General features: G+C 63.9%; 24 protein-coding genes. 2 read left to right on the forward strand and 22 right to left on the reverse strand.

Going from position 1 to position 15,068, the window contains the following annotated elements; all coding sequences use genetic code 11:
- The first annotated feature begins 56 nt into the window (after positions 1-56).
- Positions 57-1,070 (forward strand): zinc-binding alcohol dehydrogenase family protein, encoded by a 1,014-nt coding sequence (locus BJA_RS27120; protein ID WP_011088127.1) that lies wholly within the window; start codon positions 57-59, stop codon positions 1,068-1,070.
- 104 nt (positions 1,071-1,174) lie between these two features.
- Here BJA_RS27120 and BJA_RS27125 read toward each other — a convergent pair whose 3' ends face one another.
- Together BJA_RS27125 and BJA_RS27130 are read right to left on the reverse strand one after the other, a co-directional pair.
- Positions 1,175-1,483, reverse strand: coding sequence for a DUF1330 domain-containing protein (locus BJA_RS27125; RefSeq protein ID WP_028171395.1), 309 nt, complete (start codon positions 1,481-1,483; stop codon positions 1,175-1,177).
- A gap of 10 nt (positions 1,484-1,493) precedes the next feature.
- The gene (locus tag BJA_RS27130) at positions 1,494-2,282 is read right to left on the reverse strand and encodes an SDR family NAD(P)-dependent oxidoreductase (protein ID WP_011088129.1); all 789 of its coding nucleotides are present in this window, start codon (positions 2,280-2,282) and stop codon (positions 1,494-1,496) included.
- Between the two features lie 187 nt (positions 2,283-2,469).
- Between BJA_RS27130 and BJA_RS27135 the strand changes: the two genes are divergently transcribed.
- A complete protein-coding gene (locus BJA_RS27135) occupies positions 2,470-3,447 on the forward strand; it encodes a Bug family tripartite tricarboxylate transporter substrate binding protein (RefSeq protein ID WP_011088130.1) in 978 nt (325 codons plus the stop codon).
- A gap of 80 nt (positions 3,448-3,527) precedes the next feature.
- On the opposite strand, the gene rplQ is transcribed toward BJA_RS27135, so the two are convergent.
- The 20 genes from rplQ to rpsC all read right to left on the reverse strand — a co-directional run bounded on the left by rplQ (position 3,528) and on the right by rpsC (position 15,067).
- Positions 3,528-3,944: a 50S ribosomal protein L17 gene (gene rplQ / locus BJA_RS27140; RefSeq protein ID WP_011088131.1), complete on the reverse strand. Its 417-nt coding sequence runs from the start codon at positions 3,942-3,944 to the stop codon at positions 3,528-3,530.
- A gap of 191 nt (positions 3,945-4,135) precedes the next feature.
- Positions 4,136-5,167 carry a DNA-directed RNA polymerase subunit alpha gene (locus BJA_RS27145; protein ID WP_011088132.1) on the reverse strand — a complete coding sequence of 344 codons (1,032 nt, stop codon included), beginning with the start codon at positions 5,165-5,167 and terminating at the stop codon, positions 4,136-4,138.
- 112 nt (positions 5,168-5,279) lie between these two features.
- Positions 5,280-5,669, reverse strand: a complete 390-nt coding sequence (gene rpsK, locus BJA_RS27150) for a 30S ribosomal protein S11 (RefSeq protein ID WP_007603045.1) — start codon at positions 5,667-5,669, stop codon at positions 5,280-5,282.
- Between the two features lie 123 nt (positions 5,670-5,792).
- Positions 5,793-6,161: a 30S ribosomal protein S13 gene (rpsM, locus tag BJA_RS27155; protein WP_011088133.1), complete on the reverse strand. Its 369-nt coding sequence runs from the start codon at positions 6,159-6,161 to the stop codon at positions 5,793-5,795.
- A gap of 185 nt (positions 6,162-6,346) precedes the next feature.
- Positions 6,347-7,240 carry an adenylate kinase gene (locus tag BJA_RS27160; RefSeq protein WP_011088134.1) on the reverse strand — a complete coding sequence of 298 codons (894 nt, stop codon included), beginning with the start codon at positions 7,238-7,240 and terminating at the stop codon, positions 6,347-6,349.
- Positions 7,241-7,519: 279 nt separating this feature from the next.
- Positions 7,520-8,851 (reverse strand): preprotein translocase subunit SecY, encoded by a 1,332-nt coding sequence (gene secY, locus BJA_RS27165; RefSeq protein ID WP_011088135.1) that lies wholly within the window; start codon positions 8,849-8,851, stop codon positions 7,520-7,522.
- Positions 8,852-8,999: 148 nt separating this feature from the next.
- Positions 9,000-9,485, reverse strand: a complete 486-nt coding sequence (gene rplO, locus BJA_RS27170) for a 50S ribosomal protein L15 (protein WP_011088136.1) — start codon at positions 9,483-9,485, stop codon at positions 9,000-9,002.
- A gap of 75 nt (positions 9,486-9,560) precedes the next feature.
- On the reverse strand, positions 9,561-9,755 hold the full coding sequence (gene rpmD, locus BJA_RS27175; RefSeq protein ID WP_011088137.1) for a 50S ribosomal protein L30: 195 nt from the start codon (positions 9,753-9,755) through the stop codon (positions 9,561-9,563).
- A gap of 24 nt (positions 9,756-9,779) precedes the next feature.
- Positions 9,780-10,373, reverse strand: coding sequence for a 30S ribosomal protein S5 (rpsE, locus tag BJA_RS27180; RefSeq protein ID WP_008136332.1), 594 nt, complete (start codon positions 10,371-10,373; stop codon positions 9,780-9,782).
- A gap of 44 nt (positions 10,374-10,417) precedes the next feature.
- Entirely contained in the window at positions 10,418-10,780 is a 363-nt protein-coding gene (rplR, locus tag BJA_RS27185; RefSeq protein ID WP_007603036.1) for a 50S ribosomal protein L18, read from the reverse strand.
- An 11-nt stretch (positions 10,781-10,791) separates the two neighbouring features.
- Complete coding sequence (gene rplF, locus BJA_RS27190; protein ID WP_011088138.1) at positions 10,792-11,325, reverse strand: 50S ribosomal protein L6; 534 nt, start codon at positions 11,323-11,325, stop codon at positions 10,792-10,794.
- A gap of 16 nt (positions 11,326-11,341) precedes the next feature.
- On the reverse strand, positions 11,342-11,740 hold the full coding sequence (rpsH, locus tag BJA_RS27195; protein WP_011088139.1) for a 30S ribosomal protein S8: 399 nt from the start codon (positions 11,738-11,740) through the stop codon (positions 11,342-11,344).
- 14 nt (positions 11,741-11,754) lie between these two features.
- Entirely contained in the window at positions 11,755-12,060 is a 306-nt protein-coding gene (gene rpsN / locus BJA_RS27200) for a 30S ribosomal protein S14 (protein WP_011088140.1), read from the reverse strand.
- Positions 12,061-12,106: 46 nt separating this feature from the next.
- Positions 12,107-12,664 carry a 50S ribosomal protein L5 gene (rplE, locus tag BJA_RS27205; protein ID WP_011088141.1) on the reverse strand — a complete coding sequence of 186 codons (558 nt, stop codon included), beginning with the start codon at positions 12,662-12,664 and terminating at the stop codon, positions 12,107-12,109.
- Positions 12,657-12,971, reverse strand: coding sequence for a 50S ribosomal protein L24 (gene rplX / locus BJA_RS27210; RefSeq protein WP_011088142.1), 315 nt, complete (start codon positions 12,969-12,971; stop codon positions 12,657-12,659). The genes rplE and rplX overlap by 8 nt, the downstream gene beginning before the upstream one ends.
- Positions 12,971-13,339, reverse strand: coding sequence for a 50S ribosomal protein L14 (rplN, locus tag BJA_RS27215; RefSeq protein ID WP_007603030.1), 369 nt, complete (start codon positions 13,337-13,339; stop codon positions 12,971-12,973). Before rplN ends, rplX begins: the two co-directional genes overlap by 1 nt.
- Before the next feature lie 84 nt (positions 13,340-13,423).
- Positions 13,424-13,672 (reverse strand): 30S ribosomal protein S17, encoded by a 249-nt coding sequence (gene rpsQ, locus BJA_RS27220; RefSeq protein WP_011088143.1) that lies wholly within the window; start codon positions 13,670-13,672, stop codon positions 13,424-13,426.
- 13 nt (positions 13,673-13,685) lie between these two features.
- Entirely contained in the window at positions 13,686-13,892 is a 207-nt protein-coding gene (gene rpmC, locus BJA_RS27225; RefSeq protein ID WP_011088144.1) for a 50S ribosomal protein L29, read from the reverse strand.
- Between the two features lie 5 nt (positions 13,893-13,897).
- On the reverse strand, positions 13,898-14,311 hold the full coding sequence (gene rplP / locus BJA_RS27230) for a 50S ribosomal protein L16 (RefSeq protein ID WP_008549252.1): 414 nt from the start codon (positions 14,309-14,311) through the stop codon (positions 13,898-13,900).
- A 30-nt stretch (positions 14,312-14,341) separates the two neighbouring features.
- Positions 14,342-15,067, reverse strand: coding sequence for a 30S ribosomal protein S3 (gene rpsC / locus BJA_RS27235; RefSeq protein WP_011088146.1), 726 nt, complete (start codon positions 15,065-15,067; stop codon positions 14,342-14,344).
- Position 15,068 lies beyond the last annotated feature (1 nt).

Consider the following 15,068-nt stretch of genomic DNA (forward strand, 5'->3'; position numbering starts at 1 on the left):
CAGTTAGCAGGCCGGGCGCACGTCACAAGCTGCGCGCTATCTGATGGAGACAAGCCATGAAGGCCGTTGGCTACAAGAAATCGCTTCCGATCGAGGATCAGGACGCGCTGTTCGATTTCGAGACCGCAAAGCCCGAGCCCAAGGGGCGCGACATACGCGTCGCCGTGAAGGCGATCTCGGCCAATCCGGTCGACTACAAGGTGCGCAAGCGCGCCGTTCCGCCCGAGGGCGAGACGAAGATCTTGGGTTATGACGCAGCCGGCGTGGTCGACGCCGTCGGGCCCGAGGTCACGCTGTTCAAGCCGGGCGACGAGGTGTTTTACGCGGGCTCGATCCTGCGCCAGGGCACCAATGCGGAATTCCACCTGGTCGACGAACGCATCGTCGGCAACAAGCCGAAGCGCCTGTCGTTCGCGCAGGCCGCCGCCCTCCCCCTCACCTCCATCACCGCGTGGGAATTGCTGTTCGACCGCCTCGGCGCGGTACCGGGCAAGAGCGTCGATCCGCGCACGCTGCTGATCACGGGCGGCGCCGGCGGCGTCGGTTCGATCCTGATCCAGCTCGCCCGCCGCCTCACGGGCCTCACGGTGCTCGCGACGGCGACGCGGCCGGAATCGCAAGAGTGGTGTCTCGATCTCGGCGCGCATGCGGTGATCGACCATGGCAAGCCGATGAAGGAGCAGATCGAGAAGCTCAAGCTGCCGCCGGTGGCGCTGGTGGCGAGCCTCACCTTCACCGATCAGCACTACAAGGCGATCGCCGAGTTCATGGCGCCGCAAGGCCGGTTCGGCCTGATCGACGATCCGCCCGAGTTCACCATGAGCACGTTCAAGGGCAAGGCGATCTCGGTGCACTGGGAATCGATGTTCACGCGTTCCTCGTTCCAGACGCCTGACATGATCGCGCAGCATCATCTGCTCAATGACGTCGCCGACCTCATCGACAAGGGCGTGTTGCGCACCACGCTCGACCAGACCTTCGGCACGATCAACGCGGCCAACCTCAAGCGCGCGCACGCGCTGCTCGAGAGCGGCAAGTCGCGCGGCAAGATCGTGCTGGAGGGGTGGTAGGCGAGCACAGCGCCGCTGCGTAGGGTGGGCAAAGGCGCGCTTGCGCCGTGCCCACCATCACGCAACGGGCGCAGAAAGGTGGTGGGCACTTCGCTTTGCCCACCCTACGGCAGTTGCGCTCCTGGAGCGATGCCCTCGACGAACATCAACCGCCGCTCCAGCGCCGTCTGTCGCAGCTTCAACGCCTCGGCATATTCCACTGAGGCGTACCATTCGCGCGCGCGGGCCATCGTGGGAAACTCCACGATGATGATGGTCTTGGGCGGCGGGCCGCCCTCCACCACATCGGCGGCACCGCCGCGCGCGAGGTAGCGGCCGCCATATTGCGCGATAGTCTGCGCCGCAAGCGCGCGATAGGCTTCCATCATCGCCTGATCGCGCACCTCGACCTCGGAGATCACATAAGCCGGCACGTGCGCAGCCTCAGGCAATCGTGTTGACGATACCACCCTCGGCCCGCAGCGCCGCGCCATTGGTCGCGGACGCTTCCTTCGACGCAACATAGACCACCATATTGGCGATCTCGTCGACGCTGGCGAAGCGCTGGATCAGCGAACTCGGGCGATGCTGCTTGACGAAATTGGCGACGGCCTCATCCACCGACTGACCGTTTTGCTTCGCGAGATCCCTCACGAAGGTCTCGACACCCTCCGACATGGTCGGGCCCGGCAGCACGGAATTGACGGTGACGCCGGTGCCGCGGGTGAGCTGCGCCAGACCGCGCGCGACCGAGAGCTGGGCGGTCTTGCTCACGCCGTAGTGAATCATCTCGACGGGAATGTTGAGGCCGGATTCCGAGGAGATGAAGACGATGCGGCCCCAGTTGCGCTTGAGCATGCCCTTCAGATATTCGCGCGACAGCCGCACACCGCTCATGACGTTGACCTCGAAGAAGCGGCTCCAGTCCTCGTCCGGAATATCGAAAAAGTCCTTCGGCTCGAAGATCCCGGCATTGTTGATGAGGATGTCGACCTCGGGCAGCGCGGACACAAGCGCCTTGCAGCCCGCCGCCGTCGAGACGTCGGCGGCGATGCCGCGCACCTTGCCTCCCGCCGCTTCCAGCTTGCGCACGGCGGCGTCGACCTTGTCCTGGCCGCGCCCGTTGATCACGACGCTCGCACCGGAGGCGGCGAGACCTCTGGCAATGGCGTGGCCGATGCCAGCGGTCGAGCCGGTCACCAGTGCAGTTTTTCCGGAAAGGTCGATATTCATGTAGTATCTCCATCAGATCGATGATGGGAATATCGGACGCGGCGGATCGGGCCGCAATCGGCGCTCACCAATCAGTGAGACGCAGAGCACTTTTCCTGCGACAACGTAGACACCCCACCTGAACCGCGGCTGGAACGATTATTGCTAAGCAGCACGGCGTCTCATGTGAACACGGAAGAACTATGCGATGAAGCGGACGGCTCTCACGATTTTTCTCGGACTGGTCGGCTTGATGGGCGGCAATTCGCTCGCGCCGGCTCAAACGGTCTATCCGGAGAAATCGTTGCAATTGATCGTCCCCTTCCCGCCGGGCGGCGCCTCCGATGTGGTCGCGCGCATCATCGGCGGCGAGCTGGAGACGCGGCTCGGCAAGCCCGTGATCATCATGAACCGTCCCGGGGGCGGCACCACGATCGCGGCCAAGGAAGTCGCACGTTCGGCGCCTGACGGATACACCCTGTTCTTCAGCTCGAACTCGAGCTTCACGCTGCCGGCAGCCGTGAAGGAAAGCGTGCCTTACGACGCGGCCAAGGATTTCGAGCCGCTCGGCCAGGTCGGCAAGATCACGCTGGCGCTCGTCACTTACAAGGACAATCCGGTCAAGGACGTCGCTTCGCTCGTCGCCGAGGCGAAGGCCAATCCCGACAAGCTGTCGCTCGCATCCTTCGGCGTCGCGACCGTCTCGCATTTCGCCGGCGAGCTGTTCAAGTCGAGTGCCGGGGTCAAGATGGTCCACCTGCCCTACAAGGGCAGCGCACCGGCGATGAACGACCTCATCGGCAAGCACATCCAGTACCACGTCGACACCGTGATCGCCGTGAAGCCGCAGATCGAGGCGGGCACCGTCAAGGTGCTCGCGGTGTTCTCCGGCAAGCGCACGCCCTACCTGCCCGACGTGCCGACGCTTGCCGAGCTCGGCTACACCGGCATCGACTTCGCGTCCTGGGGCGCGGTCGTCGCGCCCAAGGGGCTGCCGCCGGCCGTTCACGACAAGCTGACGGCGGCGCTGGAGGAGATCGTCAACAGCCCTTCCGTCATCGAGCGCTTCACCACGGTCGGCTTCGAACCGGGCTTCATGCGCTACAGCGACTGGGCAGGAGCCATCGGCAAGGAGACCGCCGAGATGAAGGAGATCGCGCAAAGGGCGGGGATCAAGGAAGAATAGCCGCGCTGATCTTCGCCAGCCCCAAAAACAAAAGCGGCGCCCGAGGGCGCCGCTTTCAATTTCGTACCTGCTGAAACGGCTTACGCCGCCTCGGCTTCCTTCTCCTGCACCGGACCGGAGTCCTGGCCCTTGGCATCGACGTCGCGATCGACGAACTCGATCACGGCCATCGCGGCGTTGTCGCCGTAACGGAAGCCGGCCTTGATGATGCGGGTGTAGCCGCCCTGGCGGTCCTTGTAGCGGGTCGCGAGCACGTCGAAGAGCTTCTTGACCTGATCCTTGTCGCGCATCTCGGAGATCGCCTGGCGGCGCATGGCCAGCCCGCCCTTCTTGCCGAGGGTGACGAGCTTCTCGACGATCGGACGGAGCTCCTTGGCCTTCGGCAGCGTGGTGACGATCTGCTCGTGCTTGATCAGCGCGGCCGCCATGTTGGCGAACATCGCCCTGCGGTGTTCGGCCGTGCGGTTGAGCTTCCGATGAACCTTGCCGTGACGCATGTAACTATTCCTTACGTTAAAACTGCCGCGACGGTTCGTCGGACATGTTGCTCAGGTGGGCTGCCTGCGTTCGCCCAGTCAGTCATTCCGGGATGGCTCGCAGAGCCGAACCCGGAATCTCGAGGTTCCGGGTTCGATGCTCCAGGGCCGCGGTTGCGCGGTCCCGTCGCATCGCCCCGGAACGACGAATCTCAGTAGTGATCCTCGAAGCGCTTGGCGAGCTCGTCGATGTTCTCCGGCGGCCAGCCCGGCACTTCCATGCCGAGATGCAGACCCATCTGAGCCAGCACTTCCTTGATCTCGTTCAGCGACTTGCGGCCGAAGTTCGGGGTGCGGAGCATTTCCGCCTCGCTCTTCTGCACGAGGTCGCCGATGTAGACGATGTTGTCGTTCTTCAAGCAGTTGGCCGAACGCACCGACAGCTCGAGCTCGTCCACCTTCTTGAGGAAGGCCGGGTTGAAGGCGAGGTCCGGGATGATCTCCTGGGCGACTTCCTTGCGCGGCTCTTCGAAGTTGACGAACACGTTGAGCTGATCCTGGAGGATGCGGGCGGCGTAAGCCACCGAGTCATCCGGCGAGATCGCGCCGTTGGTCTCGATCGTCATGGTCAGCTTGTCGTAGTCGAGGATCTGGCCCTCGCGGGTGTTCTCGACCTTGTAGGAGACCTTGCGGACCGGCGAGTACAGGCTGTCGACCGGGATCAGGCCGATCGGCGCATCCTCGGGACGGTTGCGCTCGGCGGGCACGTAGCCCTTGCCGGTCGCGACGGTGAACTCCATGCGGATCTCCGCGCCCTCGTCGAGCGTGCAGATCTGGAGGTCCGGATTGAGCACGACGACGTCGCCGACGGTCTGGATGTCGCCGGCGGTGACGACGCCCGGGCCCTGCTTCTTCACGACCATGCGCTTGGGGCCTTCGCCCTGCATCTTGATCGAGATGTCCTTGATGTTGAGCACGATGTCGGTGACGTCCTCACGGACGCCAGCGATCGAGGAGAACTCGTGCAGCACGCCGTCGATGTGCACCGACTGCACCGCCGCGCCCTGGAGCGAGGAGAGCAGGATGCGGCGCAGCGCGTTGCCGAGGGTCTGGCCGAAGCCGCGCTCGAGCGGCTCGGCGACGATGGTCGCAAAACGGGCCGGATCGCTGCCGGGCGTGACCTGGAGCTTGTTCGGCCGAATCAGTTCTTGCCAATTTTTCTGGATCGTCACTGTTTCACCCATACAGGCCAGTCGAACTGCCGTTGCAGACACTGGCGTTGGAGAAAGGCCGCAGGTCGCACCTGCGGCTTCTTGCAAAAGTCATTGCGGGCGCCGATGCGCCCGCAACCTCGTATCAAACGCGCCGACGCTTGCGGGGACGGCAACCGTTGTGCGGGATCGTGGTCACGTCGCGGATCGAGGTGACGGTGAAGCCGGCGGCCTGGAGCGCGCGCAGCGCCGATTCGCGGCCCGAACCGGGACCGGCGACTTCGACTTCCAGCGTGCGCATGCCGTGCTCCTGCGCCTTCTTCGACACGTCCTCGGCGGCAACCTGCGCCGCGTACGGGGTCGACTTGCGCGAGCCCTTGAAGCCCATCGTGCCGGCGGAGGACCAGGCAATCGTGTTGCCCTGCGCGTCGGTGATGGTGATGGTCGTGTTGTTGAACGACGAGTTCACGTGCGCAACGCCGGAGGCGATGTTCTTGCGTTCACGACGGCGAACGCGGGTGGCTTCCTTGCCCATTGAGTACCTTTCCTGGAGATCTCAAACGCCGCCGTAATGCCAGCGGCTACACCTGTGGAACGAAAGGCGCGTGGCGAACGGGTTGTCCCCGGTTCGCCACACGCCGCGATTGGATGCGAAAACTTACTTCTTCTTGCCGGCGATGGCCTTGGCCGGGCCCTTGCGCGTGCGCGCATTGGTGTGGGTACGCTGACCGCGCACCGGCAGACCGCGACGATGACGCAGGCCGCGATAGCAGCCGAGGTCCATCAGACGCTTGATGTTGATGCCGACCTCACGACGCAGGTCACCCTCGACGAGATAGTCGCGGTCGATGACTTCGCGGATCTGGAGCACTTCGGCGTCGCTGAGCTGGCTGACGCGACGATCCACCGGGATCTTCACCTTCTCCAGAATCTCACCGGCGATCTTCTGACCGATGCCATGGATGTACTGGAGCGCGATCAGCACGCGCTTGTTGGTGGGAATGTTCACGCCGGCAATACGGGCCACGGCCTTCTCTCCTGTTGCCGGTCCTCGTCAGGACCAGGCTTTAAGTGCTTGTGTTCTCGGGCAGGTGTTCACAAACGCGAACACGACGCCCACCCCCGGTCTTCCTGGGGCCCGGCATCGTCTGAAACTATCCGACTTGGATGCGGGGCTTATTAAGGGATTCCGGGGGCTTTCGTCAACCGCTGCTAGCGCTTAGCTCGCTTTTTCGCGACCTTTTTTGCGGCCTTTTTGGCACCTTTTTTGACAGCCTTCCTGGCGGTCTTTTTGGCAGCCTTCTTCACCGTCTTCTTCGCGGTCTTCTTGACCGCCTTCTTGGTGCCCTTCACGGCCTTCTTGGTCGCCTTTTTAGCGGATTTGGCGGGTTTTTTGGCCGTTTTCGCCGACTTCTTGGCTGTTTTGGCCTTGGCCGCCCCCTTCTTGGCCGGCGCCGTCTTGGCGGCACTCTGGGCAGTTCCCTTGGCAGTTCCCTTGCCATGCGTCTTGGGCTCGACTGCCCCGAGCGCCAGGAGCTGGCGGTGAACCGCACGGGTGACCTCGTCGATGGCCATCATGCCATCGATGGTCGAGAGCTTCCGCCGCTCGGAATAGTAGTGAATCAGCGGCTCCGTCTGGCTGCGGTAGCTGGCAAGCCGCTTGGTCAGGACCTCGGGGGTGTCGTCGAGGCGAACCTCCTCACCGCGCTCCCGCATCTGGGCGACTCGGGTCTCGACGCGACTCAGCAGCGCGCTTTCGTTGACGCGGAGCTCGATCACTGCATCGAGCTTGAGGTGCTTCTGCCTCAGCAGCTCATCGAGCGCCTCGGCCTGCGGCACGGTGCGCGGGAAACCGTCGAGGATGAAACCGTTCTTGGCGTCCGGCTGGTCGATCCGGTCGGAGATGATTCCGACCACGACGTCGTCGGGTACGAGGCCGCCGCTGGCCATGATCTCCTTGGCCTTCAGACCGACCGGCGTTCCCGCCGCCACGGCCGCACGCAGCATCTCGCCGGTCGAGAGCTGGACGATACCATAGCGCTCCACCAGCAGCTGCGCCTGGGTCCCTTTGCCCGACCCCGGCGGTCCCAGAAGTATAATTCTCATCGGCGTACGCCCCCCGGATTGGTGAGCGATACGTCGCGCACCTGTGTTTGAAGATCAAGAACAGTGCAAACCATAATCGGCGCCGCACCGCTACCCATATCATAGGGGAGCGAATACCCGGTCGCCAAGAAGGCCTTTGAAATCAGGGATTGCATCGCGCTGAGAGCAGCTCCGCCGATGCGATCGAACGGCTGGCTGGTCGTCTCTGCGGGCGCCGCGCGTTGCTCTCGCGCGGGCGAATCGGCGGCGCAGTCGCGCCGCCTTCAGAGGACGCCGCGCTTAGCGGCGGCGACCGCGCAGCTTCGACTTCCGGATCAGGCCTTCGTACTGATGGGCCAGCAGATAGCCCTGCACCTGCGCCACCGTGTCCATGGTCACGCTGACCACGATCAGCAGCGAGGTACCGCCGAAGTAGAACGGCACCGAGGCGTAGGAGATCAGGATCTCGGGGATCAAGCAGACGATCGCCAGATAGATCGCGCCGAGCACGGTGATGCGCGACAGCACGTAGTCGATGTATTCCGCGGTGCGCTCGCCGGGGCGAATGCCCGGAATGAAGCCGCCGTGCTTCTTCAGATTGTCCGCGGTCTCGGTCGGGTTGAACACGATCGCGGTGTAGAAGAACGCGAAGAACACGATTAGCGCGAGATACATGATCAGGAACAGCGGACGGCCGTGGCCGAGCTGGGTGGTGATCCACTGGAACCATTCCGGCCCGCTGCCCGCATTGAAGTTCGCAACCGTGGTCGGCAGCAGCAAGAGCGAAGACGCGAAGATCGGCGGAATCACGCCCGAGGTGTTGAGCTTGAGCGGCAGATGCGAGGACTGACCCTCGAACATCTTGTTGCCGACCTGACGCTTCGGATACTGGATCAGCAGGCGGCGCTGCGCGCGCTCCATGAACACGATGAAGGCGATCACGGCGACCGCCATGATGATGACGACCAGGATCAGGCCGGTCGACATCGCACCCTGACGGCCGAGCTCGAGCATGTTGGCGAGCGCCGCGGGCAGCTCGGCGACGATGCCGGAGAGAATGATCAGCGAGATGCCGTTGCCGATGCCGCGCGAGGTGATCTGCTCGCCCAGCCACATCAGGAACATGGTGCCGCCGGTCAGCGTGATCGCCGTGGACAGGCGGAAGAACATGCCGGGGTCGCTGACGACGTTGCCGGCACCCTCAAGGCCCACCGCGATGCCGTAGGACTGGAACGCCGCCAGGATGACGGTCAGATAGCGGGTGTACTGGTTCAGCGTCTTGCGGCCGGCCTCGCCTTCCTTCTTCAGCGCCTCGAGCTGCGGCGAGACGGTGGTCAGGAGCTGAATGATGATCGAGGCCGAGATGTACGGCATGATGTTCAGCGCAAAGATCGCCATGCGGTGGATGCCGCCGCCGGCGAACATGTTGAACATGCCGAGGATGCCGCCCGCCTGGGAGCGGAACACCTGCTCCCAAATGTTGGGATCGATGCCCGGCAACGGGATGTAGGTCCCCAGCCGATAAACGAGCAGTGCGCCCAGGGTGAACCAGATGCGCTTCTTCAGTTCGTCAGCCTTGGCAAACGCACCGAAATTGAGGTTGGCTGCCAGTTGTTCCGCTGCTGAGGCCATCTTGGACTTTCTCCCGCCGCCTGTTGCGCCGTCATGCCCGCGGCCGGGCTACTTTAGCGGACGCCGGACATTATCTGGGGCTCGGCATCGATAAGTCCACGTCCCGCATGCGTAAAGGCCCGCGAGCCGCGGGCCAATGACGCAGTTGTTACGCCGCCTCGCCTTCTTCCTTGGCAGGGGCGAGGATCTTCACCGAGCCGCCCGCCTTCTCGACCGCGGCAATCGCGGTCTTGGTGGCGCCGTGCACCTCGATGTTGAGCTTGGACTTGAGCTCGCCACGGCCGAGCAGCCGCAGGCCGCCCTTGGCGCGGCGCAGCACGCCGCCCTTCACCAGGGCCTCGACGTTCACGACGCTGCCGGCGTCGATCTTCTTGGCATCGACCGCCTCCTGGAGCCGGTCGAGATTGATCTCGGCGAACTCGACGCGGAAGATGTTGTTGAAGCCGCGCTTGGGCAGACGGCGATGCATCGGCATCTGGCCGCCTTCGAAACCCTTGATGCGCACGCCCGAACGCGCGGTCTGGCCCTTGCCGCCGCGGCCCGACTGCTTGCCCTTGCCCGAACCGATGCCGCGGCCGACGCGCATACGCTTTTTGCGCGAGCCGGCGTTGTCGGCGATATCGCTGAGCTTCATCGCCCTTCTCCTTGTGTCTTGCGCATGATCTTCACCGAAAACCGGCACCCGCTTTTCGGGATCATGCGCCTTTGCTTACTTCTCGTCGACGATGCGGACGAGATGGTGAACCTTCTCGATCATGCCGCGCACGGCCGGAGTGTCCGGCAGTTCGCTGGTGCGGCCGATCTTGTTGAGCTTGAGCCCGATCAGCGTCGAACGCTGCGAGTGATGGCGGCGGATCGCGCTGCCGGTCTGCTCGAGCTTGATCGTCTTTGCGGCCTTGGCCATTTGATCTACTCCGAAAAGCTTCCGTTAGTCGGCAGCCGCCTCGGCATCGCCGCCGATACGGCGCGACTGGAGGGTGGACACCTTGATATTGCGGCGGGCTGCGACCGAACGCGGCGAATCCTGGTGCTTCAGCGCGTCGAAGGTCGCGCGCACCATGTTGTACGGGTTCGAAGAGCCGATCGACTTCGCCACCACGTCCTGGACGCCGAGCGTCTCGAACACGGCGCGCATCGGGCCGCCGGCGATGATGCCGGTACCGGCCGGAGCGGCACGCAGGTAGACACGGCCCGCGCCATGCCGGCCGGCGATGTCGTGATGCAGCGTGCGGCCCTCGCGCAGCGACACGCGGGTCAGGTTGCGCTTGGCGGACTCGGTTGCCTTGCGGATCGCCTCAGGCACTTCGCGCGCCTTGCCGTGGCCGAAGCCGGCGCGGCCCTTCTGGTCGCCGATCACGACCAGCGCTGCGAAACCGAAGCGCTTGCCGCCCTTGACGACCTTGGCCACGCGGTTGATGTGGACGAGCTTGTCGACGAACTCGCTGTCGCGCTCCTCGCGCTCCTTGCGTTCGCGTCCGCCGCCGCGTTGATCGCGTCCACCACGTTGTTCGCGTTCTGCCATTTTTCCAATCCTTCAGAGGCTTACGCCTCAATCCTCAAATTCTGTTAGAAGCTCAGCCCGCTCTCACGCGCCGCATCGGCAAGAGCCTTGACGCGCCCGTGATAGAGATAGCTGCCGCGATCGAACACGACTTCCTTGACGCCCTTCTCGGCGGCGCGCTCGGCCAGCAGCTTGCCGACCGCCTTCGCCGCATCGATGTCGGCGCCGGTCTTGCCGCCGTCGCGCATCGACTTCTCGAGCGAGGAGGCAGAGGCCAGCGTCTCGCCCTTCAGATCGTCGATGACCTGGGCGTAGATGTGCTTGGACGAGCGGAACACCGACAGACGCGGACGGCCACCACCGGAGCGGCGCAGCTTCAGCCGCACACTCCGCTTGCGCCGGGCATTCGTAACCTTGGCTTTCGACATGACCGGCTCCGTTACTTCTTCTTGCCTTCCTTGCGGAAGATGAATTCGCCAACATACTTCACGCCCTTGCCCTTGTAGGGCTCCGGCGGGCGGTATGAGCGGATTTCGGCCGCGACCTGGCCGACGCGTTGAATGTCGCTGCCCGTCACCGTGATTTCGGTCGGCTTCGGCACCGTGATCGTGATCCCTTCGGGGATCGTGTAGATCACGTCGTGGCTGTAGCCGAGCGCGAGCTGCAGGTTCTTGCCCTGCATCGCGGCGCGGTAGCCGACGCCGGTGATCTCGAGCTTCTTCTCGAAGCCCTTGGTGACGCCTTCGACCAGATTCGCGACCTGGGCGCGAGCGGTACCATACAGCGCCCGGGCTCGGTTGGTCTCGAGCCGCGGCTTGACCTTGATCTGGCCGCTCTCGAGCTTCACCTCGACGTCGTCATGGACGACGAACTGAAGCTGGCCCTTGGGCCCCTTCATCTTGACGGTCTGCCCGTCGACGGTCGCGGTAACACCCGACGGAACCGCCACAGGCCTTTTGCCAACACGTGACATGGATCAAAAATCCTTCTCAGAACACCGTGAAGAGGACTTCACCGCCCACATTCGCGTCGCGCGCGCTGTGGTCGGCCATGATCCCCTTCGGCGTCGACAACACCGAAATGCCGAGCCCGTTGTTGACCCGCGGCAGGTTCTTCACCGAGGCGTAAACACGACGCCCGGGCTTGGAAACACGTTCGATCTCGCGGATGACGGGCTCGCCGTCGAAATACTTCAGCTCGATCTCGATCTCGCTGCGGCCCGAGGAGTGCTCGACCGTGGCATAGCCGCGGATGTAGCCCTCGCTCTTGAGCACCTCGAGCACGTTCTCGCGCATCCGCGAGCCCGGCGTGGAGACCTTGGTCTTGGAGCGCATCTGCGCGTTGCGGATGCGGGTGATCAGATCGCTGATTGGATCGTGCGTAGACATCTAAACGACCCTCCTTACCAGCTCGACTTCACGAGGCCCGGGACCATGCCCTTGGAGCCAAGTTCGCGCAGCGCGATACGGGACAGCTTGTTCTTGCGGTAGTTCGAGCGCGGACGGCCCGACAGCTCGCAACGAAGACGCACGCGGGTCGCCGACGAATTGCGCGGCATCTCGGCGAGCTTCAGGGTCGCGGCGAACCGCTCCTCCATCGGCAACGTCTTGTCGGCGATGATCGCCTTCAACCGCTCGCGCTTCGGGGCGGCGTTCTTCACCATCCGCTTGCGCCGGTTGTTCTTCTCGATTGAACTCTTCTTTGCCATGCTTGGCTCCTGGGTATCCGCGTTTGAGAGGCTTTAGGTCAGCGTCTCACTGCCGGAACGGGAAATTGAAAGCGGTCAACAAGGCCCTCGCCTCTTCGTCGGTCTTGGCCGTGGTGCAGACGGTGATGTCCATACCGCGGGCTTCCGTGACCTTGTCGAAGTCGATCTCGGGGAAAATGATGTGCTCCTTGATGCCGAGCGAGTAGTTGCCCCGGCCGTCGAAGCTCTTCGGGTTCAGGCCGCGGAAGTCGCGGACGCGCGGCAGCGCGACCGTCACCAGGCGGTCGATGAACTCGTACATGCGGGCCTTGCGCAGCGTGACCTTGCAGCCGATCGGCTGGTTCTCACGCAGCTTGAAGGTCGCGATCGCGATGCGCGAATAGGTCACGATCGCCTTCTGGCCGGCGATCTGGGTCAGCTCGGCAGCGGCGGTCTCGGCCTTCTTGCGGTCGTTGACGGAATCGCCAACGCCCATGTTCAGCACGACCTTGTCCAGGCGCGGAACCTGCATGACGTTCTCGTAACCGAACTTCTCGGTCATCGCCGTGCGGATCTTCGCATCGTATTCCGCGCGCAGGCGCGGCGTGTAAGCAGCCTCAGCCATCGATCTCAGCTCCCGAGCTCTTGGCGATGCGGACCTTCTTGCCGTCCGCCAGAATCTTGAATCCGACGCGGGTCGGCTTTCCGTCCTTGCCGACATACGCGATGTTGGACAGTTGGATCGGCGCCTCTTTCGAGATGATGCCGCCCTCCTGGGCCTGCGTCTGCTTCTGGTGACGCTTGACCATGTTGATGCCGCGCACGAGCGCCGTACCGGCGTCGGGGCGAACCTCGAACACTTCGCCGGTGCGACCCTTGTCGCGACCGGTCAGCACGACGACCTTGTCGCCCTTGCGGATCTTCGCAGCCATCACAGCACCTCCGGCGCGAGGGAAATGATCTTCATGTGATTCTTGGCGCGCAGCTCGCGCGGCACGGGCCCGAAGATACGGGTGCCGACCGGCTCGGACTGGTTGTTGATCAGCACGGCGGCGTTGCGGTCGAAGCGGATGACCGAACCGTCGGCGCGGCGGATGTCCTTGCGGACGCGCACCACGACGGCCTTCATCACGTCGCCCTTCTTCACCTTGCCACGCGGAATCGCTTCCTTGATCGAGACGACGATGATGTCGCCGATCGTGGCGTAGCGGCGCTTGGAGCCCCCGAGCACCTTGATACACATGACACGGCGTGCGCCAGAATTGTCGGCCACGTCGAGGTTGGTCTGCATCTGAATCATTGATGCACCTCGTCCTCTTCTCTCTTGCGCCAGCCCAGCCGGCGCTCAACATTTCCCTGAAGACAGTCGGCTAAAGCCAACAGATCAGGCGCTTTTCTTGTGTTCGCCCCGGATCACGACCCAGCGCTTCAACTTCGAAATCGGCTTCGATTCCTCGATCCAAACCATGTCGCCCGGCTTGAACTCGTTGTTCTCGTCGTGCGCGTGGTAGTTCTTCGAACGGCGGATCGTCTTCTTGTAGATCGGGTGCGTGAAGCGGCGATCGACGCGCACAACGACCGTCTTGGCTGTCTTGTCGCTGACGACCACGCCCTGCAAAGTACGTTTCGGCATCTTCGTAAGCCTCTTACTTCTTCTTCGCGCGCGTCTGCGCGGCGACGGTCTTGATCCGGGCGATGTCGCGGCGAGCCTCGCGCAGGCGCGAGGTGTTCTCGAGCTGCCCGGTGGCGCGCTGGAAGCGCAGGTTGAAGCGCTCCTTCTTCAGGTTCAGGATGGCGTCATCCTGCTGGTCGGGGCTCATCGCGCGGATGTCTTCGATCTTCATCTGGGCCATGGCCATTACTCCGCAATGCGCTCGACGAAGCGCGTCTTGATCGGCAGCTTGGCGGCCGCCAGGGTCAGCGCCTCACGCGCCGTCTGGGTGTTGACGCCGTCGATCTCGAACAGCACCCGGCCCGGCTTGACGCGCGCCACCCACAGTTCCGGCGAACCCTTGCCGGAACCCATGCGGACTTCGGCCGGCTTCTTCGACACCGGAAGGTCGGGGAACACGCGGATCCAGACGCGGCCGGCGCGCTTCATGTGACGGGTCAGCGCGCGGCGAGCGGCTTCGATCTGGCGCGCGGTGACGCGCTCAGGCTCGGTCGCCTTCAGGCCGTACTGGCCGAACGCCAACGTCGCGCCCGAAGACGCAACGCCGTGGATGCGGCCCTTATGCGCCTTCCGGAACTTCGTTTTCTTAGGTTGCATCATGGCTTTAAGCCCTCAAATTCCTGTGCTGGCTCAGACCGCAGCGTTGTCGCGGCGCTGACGGCCACCACGATCACCACCGCCGCCGGTCTCGCCTTCGGCCATTCTCTTGTCCTGGGCCATCGGATCGTGCTCGAGGATCTCGCCCTTGAAGATCCAGACCTTGACGCCGCAGGTGCCGAAGGTCGTGAACGCGGTCGCAACGCCGTAGTCGATGTCGGCGCGCAGCGTGTGCAGCGGCACGCGACCTTCGCGGTACCACTCCATGCGCGCGATTTCCGCACCGCCCAGACGTCCCGAGCAGTTGATGCGGATGCCTTCCGCGCCGAGACGCATCGCCGACTGCACGGCGCGCTTCATGGCACGGCGGAACGCCACGCGGCGCTCCAGCTGCTGCGCGATCGACTCGGCCACCAGCGTCGCATCGAGCTCCGGCTTGCGGATCTCGACGATGTTGATGACGACGTCGGACGAAGTGATGTCCGCGACCCGCTTACGCAGCTTGTCGATGTCGGCGCCCTTCTTGCCGATCACCACGCCCGGACGGGCCGAGTGGATGGTGACGCGGCACTTCTTGTGCGGACGCTCGATCACGATGCGGGCGACGGCCGCCTGCTTGAGCTCCTTGTGCAGGATCTCACGGATCTTGACGTCCTCGTGCAGCAGCTTGCCGTATTCCTGCTTGCCGGCGAACCAGCGGGAATCCCAGGTCCGGTTGATGCCGAGACGCAGACCGATCGGATTGATCTTTTGACCCATC

The organism is Bradyrhizobium diazoefficiens USDA 110 (genome assembly GCF_000011365.1).
GTDB lineage: Bacteria > Pseudomonadota > Alphaproteobacteria > Rhizobiales > Xanthobacteraceae > Bradyrhizobium > Bradyrhizobium diazoefficiens.

Coding starts and splice junctions, on each gene's coding strand:
- rpsC (WP_011088146.1), bottom strand. CDS start 15,067: ATGGGTCAAAAGATCAATCCGATCGGTCTGCGTCTCGGCATCAACCGG.
- BJA_RS27135 (WP_011088130.1), top strand. CDS start 2,470: ATGAAGCGGACGGCTCTCACGATTTTTCTCGGACTGGTCGGCTTGATG.
- rpsH (WP_011088139.1), bottom strand. CDS start 11,740: ATGTCTACGCACGATCCAATCAGCGATCTGATCACCCGCATCCGCAAC.
- BJA_RS27130 (WP_011088129.1), bottom strand. CDS start 2,282: ATGAATATCGACCTTTCCGGAAAAACTGCACTGGTGACCGGCTCGACC.
- rplE (WP_011088141.1), bottom strand. CDS start 12,664: ATGGCTGAGGCTGCTTACACGCCGCGCCTGCGCGCGGAATACGATGCG.
- rplO (WP_011088136.1), bottom strand. CDS start 9,485: ATGAAGCTCAGCGATATCGCCGACAACGCCGGCTCGCGCAAAAAGCGT.
- rplX (WP_011088142.1), bottom strand. CDS start 12,971: ATGGCTGCGAAGATCCGCAAGGGCGACAAGGTCGTCGTGCTGACCGGT.
- secY (WP_011088135.1), bottom strand. CDS start 8,851: ATGGCCTCAGCAGCGGAACAACTGGCAGCCAACCTCAATTTCGGTGCG.
- rpmD (WP_011088137.1), bottom strand. CDS start 9,755: ATGGCCAAGGCCGCAAAGACGATCAAGCTCGAGCAGACCGGCAGCGCG.
- rplN (WP_007603030.1), bottom strand. CDS start 13,339: ATGATTCAGATGCAGACCAACCTCGACGTGGCCGACAATTCTGGCGCA.
- rplQ (WP_011088131.1), bottom strand. CDS start 3,944: ATGCGTCACGGCAAGGTTCATCGGAAGCTCAACCGCACGGCCGAACAC.
- rpsK (WP_007603045.1), bottom strand. CDS start 5,669: ATGGGCAAGGAAGCCACCCGCGTTCGCCGTCGTGAACGCAAGAACATC.
- rplR (WP_007603036.1), bottom strand. CDS start 10,780: ATGTCGAAAGCCAAGGTTACGAATGCCCGGCGCAAGCGGAGTGTGCGG.
- rplF (WP_011088138.1), bottom strand. CDS start 11,325: ATGTCACGTGTTGGCAAAAGGCCTGTGGCGGTTCCGTCGGGTGTTACC.
- rplP (WP_008549252.1), bottom strand. CDS start 14,311: ATGATGCAACCTAAGAAAACGAAGTTCCGGAAGGCGCATAAGGGCCGC.
- rpsN (WP_011088140.1), bottom strand. CDS start 12,060: ATGGCAAAGAAGAGTTCAATCGAGAAGAACAACCGGCGCAAGCGGATG.
- rpmC (WP_011088144.1), bottom strand. CDS start 13,892: ATGGCCCAGATGAAGATCGAAGACATCCGCGCGATGAGCCCCGACCAG.
- BJA_RS27120 (WP_011088127.1), top strand. CDS start 57: ATGAAGGCCGTTGGCTACAAGAAATCGCTTCCGATCGAGGATCAGGAC.
- BJA_RS27145 (WP_011088132.1), bottom strand. CDS start 5,167: ATGGGTGAAACAGTGACGATCCAGAAAAATTGGCAAGAACTGATTCGG.
- rpsE (WP_008136332.1), bottom strand. CDS start 10,373: ATGGCAGAACGCGAACAACGTGGTGGACGCGATCAACGCGGCGGCGGA.
- rpsQ (WP_011088143.1), bottom strand. CDS start 13,672: ATGCCGAAACGTACTTTGCAGGGCGTGGTCGTCAGCGACAAGACAGCC.
- BJA_RS27160 (WP_011088134.1), bottom strand. CDS start 7,240: ATGAGAATTATACTTCTGGGACCGCCGGGGTCGGGCAAAGGGACCCAG.